General features: G+C 55.0%; 8 protein-coding genes and 3 pseudogenes. 6 read left to right on the top strand and 5 right to left on the bottom strand.

The genetic code is table 11. The annotated features are described in order from the left end of the window. From C9413_RS24310 to C9413_RS24300, 3 genes are all read left to right on the top strand, one after another. Positions 1–545: LLM class flavin-dependent oxidoreductase (locus C9413_RS24310; protein ID WP_170251004.1), on the top strand; the 545-nt coding region annotated here is incomplete at its 5' end. A 305-nt stretch (positions 546–850) separates the two neighbouring features. After that, positions 851–1,513, top strand: a complete 663-nt coding sequence (locus tag C9413_RS24305) for a type VI secretion system-associated protein TagO (protein WP_052451694.1) — start codon at positions 851–853, stop codon at positions 1,511–1,513. A 432-nt stretch (positions 1,514–1,945) separates the two neighbouring features. Then, a complete protein-coding gene (locus C9413_RS24300; RefSeq protein ID WP_132553387.1) occupies positions 1,946–2,284 on the top strand; it encodes a hypothetical protein in 339 nt (112 codons plus the stop codon). Between the two features lie 386 nt (positions 2,285–2,670). Here the strand turns inward: C9413_RS24300 and C9413_RS24295 are convergent, their stop codons facing one another. Next, a complete protein-coding gene (locus C9413_RS24295) occupies positions 2,671–2,913 on the bottom strand; it encodes a hypothetical protein (RefSeq protein WP_040114235.1) in 243 nt (80 codons plus the stop codon). Positions 2,914–3,389: 476 nt separating this feature from the next. After that, the gene (locus tag C9413_RS24290; RefSeq protein WP_052451695.1) at positions 3,390–3,935 is read right to left on the bottom strand and encodes a hypothetical protein; all 546 of its coding nucleotides are present in this window, start codon (positions 3,933–3,935) and stop codon (positions 3,390–3,392) included. Positions 3,936–4,202: 267 nt separating this feature from the next. On the opposite strand from C9413_RS24290, the pseudogene ligD reads away from it, so the two are divergent. Continuing rightward, positions 4,203–5,239 (top strand): annotated as a pseudogene (gene ligD / locus C9413_RS24285) (non-homologous end-joining DNA ligase). 17 nt (positions 5,240–5,256) lie between these two features. Here ligD and C9413_RS24280 read toward each other — a convergent pair. Next, the gene (locus tag C9413_RS24280; RefSeq protein WP_040114236.1) at positions 5,257–5,787 is read right to left on the bottom strand and encodes a hypothetical protein; all 531 of its coding nucleotides are present in this window, start codon (positions 5,785–5,787) and stop codon (positions 5,257–5,259) included. An 83-nt stretch (positions 5,788–5,870) separates the two neighbouring features. On the opposite strand from C9413_RS24280, the gene C9413_RS24275 reads away from it, so the two are divergent. Continuing rightward, positions 5,871–6,467 (top strand): DUF433 domain-containing protein, encoded by a 597-nt coding sequence (locus C9413_RS24275; protein WP_040114237.1) that lies wholly within the window; start codon positions 5,871–5,873, stop codon positions 6,465–6,467. Beyond that, positions 6,464–6,898, top strand: a complete 435-nt coding sequence (locus C9413_RS24270; RefSeq protein ID WP_040114238.1) for a type II toxin-antitoxin system VapC family toxin — start codon at positions 6,464–6,466, stop codon at positions 6,896–6,898. Before C9413_RS24275 ends, C9413_RS24270 begins: the two co-directional genes overlap by 4 nt. Positions 6,899–6,951: 53 nt before the next feature. Here C9413_RS24270 and C9413_RS33785 read toward each other — a convergent pair. Then, positions 6,952–7,143: pseudogene (locus tag C9413_RS33785) on the bottom strand (hypothetical protein); the annotation flags it as partial. Positions 7,144–7,206: 63 nt separating this feature from the next. After that, a pseudogene (locus tag C9413_RS24265) lies at positions 7,207–7,586 on the bottom strand (SIR2 family protein); the annotation flags it as partial.

Genomic DNA, 7,586 nt, shown 5'->3' with positions numbered 1-7,586 from the left:
ACATTCCTCTGACGTTACGACCTCATCAACGTCCGCATCCGCCGACGTGGATCGCCACCAACCGACCTGAATCAGCCCGCTGGGCCGCTGCGAACGGCGCGAATATCGCGTGCGTCGGACCTTCCTCTTCCGTCCGCAAAATTACTGATGCCTTCCGCGCCCATCGAGAGCACGACACGAGCGCAGACGATCAAGCGCCATTTCGTGGATTGCTCCGCATGGTCGTGATTGGACGTTCTGACCTGCATGCCTGTTCGCTCGCAGCGTCTGCCTACGAACATTGGCTTAGGAGCTTTAAATTCCTTTATGAGCTCAACGAACTCCCGACTCCCCCAAACCTGCCGCTGACCTTTGACGAGGCGGTCGAGAGTGAATTATGCGTGGCAGGAACGGCGGCTTCGGTGCGACAAACTCTTCTTGATCAGCTGGAAGAGGCAGGCGCCAACTATCTTCTTTGTCAACTTGCGTTTGGGAGTCTGCCGCTGGACGCTTCCCTATACACCGCAGCCACCATTCAATCCGAAATTATGGCTCAACTCGGCTGACGACAAAATTCGCGGTTCGGTGAGCCTATCATTGCGGCAGCGCTTCTCGACACTCCCCGCAAAGTTGCGGGGACTACCGAAAAACGCTCAGGATTATCCTGCAGGCCGGGTCGGCAAATGGCGCCCATGATAGACTGGACCGATTTGGCGTGAAATAAGGGCTCTTGCGGGGTGCGTCGTACCTCTCGTCGTACCAATCTAGTTACCGAAACCGAGGAATTCACTCGATACGCGCCGCTGGTGTTTTGTGAGGGCGGCGTAAAGGGTGCAAAATCTAAGCGTACAACTATGCGCCGCGAAATTTTGTGGTAATTCTCCTTAAAGCCATTCTTGTGGCGGTCGCGGTGACGCTCGCAATTGCTGCTGGCGGCTCAGCGTTTGCTGATGAAACGCCACAAGCGTGCGCAATGATTGCGGATTCCCTGCAGAGACTCACATGCTTCGATAAGCTGGTTCCAAAGGCGCAAGATTCCTCGACGCCAGGTGCGTCGAGTGCGAATGGTGCAGCAGCAACGACTTCGGAGCCGGCCAAAACAGACGTAGCCAAATGGGAGGTGACGGAGGACAAGTCGTCGTTTGACGATAGCTCTACCGTTGCTGGGGGTCTCCTCCCTACGAAGGTTTCATATACAGGCGTTGGCGATGGCGAAGCTTTGCTTATTTTGCGTTGCTCGGAAAACAGGACAACGGTCGTCTTCAGTGCCAATATGTTTATGACAGACGACACTGTTCGCGTGACGACCAGAATCGGTGATGAGCCTGCCGCATCGAGCCTTTGGACAAGGTCGACGAACTACAAGGCGGTGGGACTCTGGGACGGATCCAAAGCGATTCCGTTTATCAAGAAGCTCCGCAACAATGATAAGTTTGCCGTTCGAATAGAGGCAAATGATCGTGTTGACGCAGAGTTCAACCTATCAAATGTTGAAGAAGTGTCCGCTAAAATTGGCGCCGCGTGCAAGTGGTAGCGGATGACGCTTCCTGCCACCCGTTGACAAAAACGTAAGTTTACACCAATGTCACGATCAGACGCATAGCGAAATTTTATTTGTTGTGTCAAATTTTGTAAACCAGGGAGGGCAAAAGTGTCAAGCGAAAAATTCAATACAAATGAAGCTGCGGCCTACATTCGGAAGTCGGCGAGCTGGCTCAACAAAACGCGCTTAATTGGAAGTGGCCCGGTTTATCTGAAGGTTTGTGGTTCCGTCACGTATCTCAGGTCAGACCTCGATGCGTGGCTTACCGGGACTCGAGGGACGGCTGTCTACGAATTCGCAAATGACAATGCTCGCGCGATGGCGGCTGCCTAAATCGCCTGATTCTAGACTTCGGCACGGCCGATCCCGACAATCAATCATCATTCATTAATCGTTTGCCGAGCGCCGGCGAAGGAGGATTATTTGCGCATTTCTGACACCAGCAGACCCGTTCACGGATACGGGTTGACGATATACAGCGACGGCGAAAAGAATGTCTGCGGCTTTCTCGATGGCTCTCCGGTCCTCGTCCCGACGGGCGTAGGCAAAGAAGACGACCGCCGTCGCTTTCGCTTCTCAGAGGGCGAGCGGGAACTGCGCAGCAAGGGCGATATTTTCTGCGCAGACATGGGAACGGCCGGTTTCGTCCGGCAGGCTATCAACGAGAAGCTCGTGTTCACGGATCGCGGGCTCATCGAAAGCGGCGGTCGGCTCAGTCTTATTCCGCGGAAGTGGCGCCATTGGCTGTGTCGAGCTCCATAAATGTCCTGAGGGCGGCGGCGGTAATAGCTTCGGGGAGAGGCCCTCCGAATGTCACCGATCGGCGACCACCTAGCGCGGTTGGCGCATAAGAAACATGATCCCCGTTCGGCGCGCGAAGAAGCCGCATCCCGTAGATGGCCACGTTATCGGAGAGTTGCATATCGAAATTGGCGACATGCAACATCCTCCCGCCGCTACGGTGAGCGACGGGTTTTAGATCGAGCACCTGCATATCAAGCCGCCCACCGCTTGAAGACGCGGTCGCCGTTTCTGATTTCAAACGTGGCCGTAAGCCCGTGTAGCTCGTTGATGTCGTCGAGCACCAAGCGCTAGCAATGATCGCTCATTACAAAACTCGAGGGCATCTACAACTGTAGTATTAGCGTTCACTCGTCAACAAGAGACCTAGGATACTCGGGGGCGGGCGGTGCGCAAACCTCATCGAGCCTCCCCACGATGGCACCCGGCGAACTCATGCCGGAACTGACGAGGGCGATGGCCTGCGTTAGCGCGGCCTGGCCGTGTTCGCTTTTGACATTGACATGATTTCTCTCTGACCAACGGACGACTACGGACGTCACGAGTTCAATCTCATCATCGGTAAAGGAAACTAATTCGAAAAGAGACATACCAGCTCTCCTATTTCAGGCAAGAGCAGATCGTCTCTCAAGCGGCCCGGGGCACCCGGTTGAAATTGTCGGGCCGATAAATAAGGATGCGCTTAAATAACGCATAAGGCAAACGAAGCCATCAAGAATCATGGTTACCGTACGCTAACAGACGATGCGCGAAGAACCGAAGCGGACCGCACGGCCACGTGCAAGGGGATGAAGCACTGTTACAGGAGAACTTGGCCGCACGATCCATTCCGCCGAACATCCGAGGCGCTCGGAATGTTCCTAGTCGTGCGCTTCAAATTCCTGATCAGCAATATCATCGTCGGGACTTGAATGTGCTCGCGAATGACTGCTGAGGCTTCCGAGAAGATCAGACAATTCGAAATCGCGATCTTCCGTGGCCTTCGCGGATCGCGCCGAAAATTCGGGTCCGGCTACAACGGGCGAGGAATCCACCTGATAGCTCCGGAAATCTCCGGTGCTACAAATTAAAGTCCTGTCGAAGCGATCGTCCGGGCGAGGCCGAGATAGTAGTTCTTCCCATCATGCTTGGCGAATATGACCCATTCGCCGGTGAGCTTTCCGTCCACACTGCGGTTTTTGACCGGCAAAGTTGATACGGCTTGCGCTAGCTCATCAATAGCCTGAGGTGTTATGACCGGGTATTTCACCGGATCGAGGATTTCATCGACAATGGTATTGAGGCCGTTCTTTCCACGCGCTGGGAAGATATTGGCAGGGAGATAGCGTGCCGTGAAGTAATGTTTGTGCCATAAGGCCTTAAGAGACTCGTCTCTGAATTTGGTCACAGTGACATCGCTGTTCGGCTTGCCGGCCTCTACGTTGTGGACTGCTTGGATGATCTCGGTTGGGTCGATGCCAAAGGCGACCATGTGTACGAAGATGTCGCGCCACCACGATTCTGACATCCGTGAAAGAAGCTCCTCATCGCGTACAAAACGCGCTTTGAGAACGTCAATTGCCGCTGTCGTGATTGTTATCTCGCGATCTTGAAGTTTCACAGTCCAGGCCATCGAAAGGAGTCCGGATCATCAAGTCCTTATAACAACCTATGGCGGCGGACGAGGTTTGCAACCTCCACTCGCGCGAGATAGAGAGCGGCCGCGGCCGTGTGGGTATGACGACCGCCGTCAGTCTCGCAATCAGCGGTGAGCATTCGCCTCAAGCACTCGCCGAGGCGCACGGCCACGCTACGCGGATCGAGCAGTACAAGCGGCCGGTAGAATAGTCCTCGCCGAATTCGCGGTGGATATTTGCGCTATGCATGATGTAATTATCGCATGGCGAAGTCCCCGCGTTCCAGGCCTCTTCAGGCGACCGACAAACAACTGCGATCCCGGCCGCGCAAGCCACGAGATCCAGCGCAGCCCAATCTTCCCCTCGACCATATGCCAGAACGCATAGAGCCGTGCCTGGCGCTGCTGAAGCCAAGGCCGCCCAAAAGGGCCGCAGTGGGCATACGAAATCAAGTGGGACGGCTATCGCCTTTCCGTGCACCTTGAGCCCGAAAGGCGTTCGCATCATCACCAGCGGCGGCCATGATTGGACGGATCGGTTCCCGGCTATTGCAAAAGCGGCCAAGAAGCTCGACGTGGCGACCGCGATCCTTAATGGCGAGGCGGTCGTGCTCGACGAGCAAGGCAGGTCCGATTTCGGGCTGCTGCAGCAATCGCTCGGCGGCCGGGGCGGCAAGCGAACCTCAGACGACGCGATCTTCATGGCCTGCGATCTGCTCTATTTTGACGGTCGTGATCTGAGGCAGTTGGAATTCACGGCGCGGCGCCATCTCCTGGAAGGGCTGATCAAGAGCAGAGACGACGTCATACGGCTCTCTGAAGAGATCGAAGCTGACGGAGACCGGTTTTTGTAGCTGCCTGCGAGCACGGCCTCGAGGGCATCATCGCCAAAGACCGAGAAAGCACCTATCGTTCCGGTCGCATCGGCGACTGGCTGAAAATCAAATGCATCCAGAGCGACGGCTTCGCGATTGTCGGCTATGAGCATTCCTTCGTAGCGCGTGCTGGCATTGGTTCGCTGCTGCTCGCAGCACGCCAGGGCAAGAAGCTGATCTATGTCGGATCGGTCGGTACCGGATTCAATGAACGCACCGCGTATGAGCTGCGCGAAGCTCTCGACAAACTCAAGGCGAAGAAACCGCCTGTCGAATATTCAGGTCGGCGCAAATATATCGTTTAGGTGAAGCCGACGCTGGTGGCGGAGGTCGAATATCGCGCCGGGACGCATGACGGGAAACTGCGGCACGCCTCTTATAGGGGCCGCGCCAGAGGAGAATGCCGGGATTTATGAGTTAATGTGAAGTGGCCGATTTGTCCGCTATTTGCCTTGGCCTCGCTCACTGCATGCGCACTCTGAGGTTGGGAGTGCGTCCGCCGCTTCCGAGTTGTAGAGCATTGACCATACAGACTGAGCGAGGAGATCGAAAAGTTCAACATCACTTTCGGGCCAATGGCGCATGGCGGCATGGGCCTCGTTATCTTCTTCAGGCTCGTGAATGATCCGGATCTTTTTGGCATTTGGTCTAGCGTCGACGAGTTGCCTAATCTCTCGCACAAGCCCCACAGCGAACTGCGCTTTTCCTCCAACCTTGAGATTACTGTTACGGATTGCCTCGATGGCACACCTCAACTGTTGATCCTGCGCGCCAGAGAAATACTCACACCAAGTTGACGAAAGGTACGGCTCATCAGGTCGTAGTTCGAAGGCTTGCGGACGAACGCCAACGACATTGTCGTCTTCGTCGAAGTTTTGCCCAAGGTGCATTGCGGTCGTAACGGAATGATGCCGACGATCCATTGCTTTCCAAAGGTGGCGTATGAAATTCCATCCAGTTGGGATGATCGCCATTCTGATGCTCGGCAATGATGATCCTCACATCTTGAAAGGTTTCTAATTAAACCCTATTATTGGGGTTGAATTAGTGAGGAAGAATGGAAACTTTGACAACAGCTCAGGCCGCATTCGTGCTCGGCGAGCCGCTGGAGAGCTTCAAAAAAGTCGTCGAGCGTTCGCCGGTCAAGCCTCATCTGGTGACGAGAGGCGGTCGGCGCATACGGCAGTTCGGTACCGCCGAGCTAGTGTTTCTGCACGCCTATGACGAACTAAAACAAGCGTTCACGCCGAAAACTCAGTCGGAGCTTTACAACGCGCTACGAACGACGCTCCAAGGCCGTCATGAGAAAGTGGTCGTCTTTGGAAATCATCGATACGACATCTCCAGCCACGTCCGTGATGTCGAGAAGAAGGTAAAAGAGCTCGATAGGCTGAACGCGCATATTGATTCGTCGGGTAAGGAGGCCTTCATCAGGGGGACCAAAATCGAAGCCCATCGAATTGCAGCACTTCTCGATGCCGGAGTTTCCGTTAGTCAGGTCCAGCAAGACTATCCCTCGCTCGCCGAGTCTCAAATCATCGCCGCGAAAATTTACGCCGAAGCGCATCCAAAGGCGGGCCGGCCTTACCCAAAGCAGACAGCAAAAGCGGCGATGCGCGAAGCTGATCTCAGCGCGTTGGATGATCTTGATTGAAGTATTTGCTTGATACAAACGTCCTGAAGGAACTGAGCCGACCGAAGCCACACGACAACGCCAAAGCCTGGCTTTCGAAGGTCGATGATCTCGATCTCGCCATCAGTGTCATATCCGTGCGTGAAATAACCAAGGGCATCGAGAAAAAGCGGAAGACCGATGAGCTTGTTGCTGATCGCCTTGCTGCGGCGGCCCAGCAAATTTTCACCGCATATGAAGGTCGGATCATTCCTGTCGACCAGAAGGTCGCAACCGTTTGGGGAGGCCATCTCGGTCGCGGCGACAAGAATATCGATGATGTGGGCTTGGCGGCAACGGCACAGGTTCACGGCCTACTTGTCGTCACTAGAAACGAGGAGGATTTCGTCGGCCGGGGAGTGGCCGTCTTAAATCCGTTCAAAACTCCTGCTAAACTCATCACTCCTGCATGAGCAGCTATTGAACGCGACCAAAAAACTTGCTCGTTGCGACGACGCCCCGAAACCTAGGTCAGGACTTCGCCAATCCCAAGCCAGAAGATAACGGAAGCTGCGATGCAGATCGCTGAGAAGAACGTGTGGGCACATCGGTCATAGCGTGTTGCGATGCGCCTCCAATCCTTGAGTGGCGAATAGGTTCTCGACCTGCGAAGATAGAGAGCTTTGTCGTAGACGTATGGCTTCTTCCGACTCTAGCGGCAACAGAAATTCGAACTGGCCGCTCTATGGCCCTGGCTACCATCCGCCCCGATGTCTGATGGGACAAGCAGAGCCGTGGCCTCGCGGGTCGGCAGGTCGACAACCGTGATTGCACTTGCTGCAAGGAAGCGGCGTTCGTTTCTGGTCAGCATTTCCGCATCAAGCACTGCAAAATGTGGGCCGTGGGAGCGCTTCATGATCTGTCGAGCGTAGATCCGCAGCATCTGATCGTCGAAGCGGCAGCCGATAAAGAAAAAGCCACGATCTGTACGCCGTTCCTTCACCACTTCAGGGATCGGCGTCTGGATATCGATTTCGATTAGGACTTCGCAATAATCGGAATCGGACACGAGGAATGTTGCGGCATGCCGAAGACTCCCGTGCGGCGTATAGAGGACAGTCTTGTCTGTTGGCGCGAGTTAGACTTCCCTCCCGGCCAAAT

Origin of the sequence: Rhizobium sp. SEMIA 4085 (assembly GCF_013004495.1) — a bacterium.
In the GTDB taxonomy this organism is placed as follows: Bacteria; Pseudomonadota; Alphaproteobacteria; order Rhizobiales; family Rhizobiaceae; genus Rhizobium; species Rhizobium gallicum.
The sequence above is the reverse complement of the archived record's forward strand: the minus strand, read 5'-3'. Positions and strand labels throughout refer to the sequence as shown.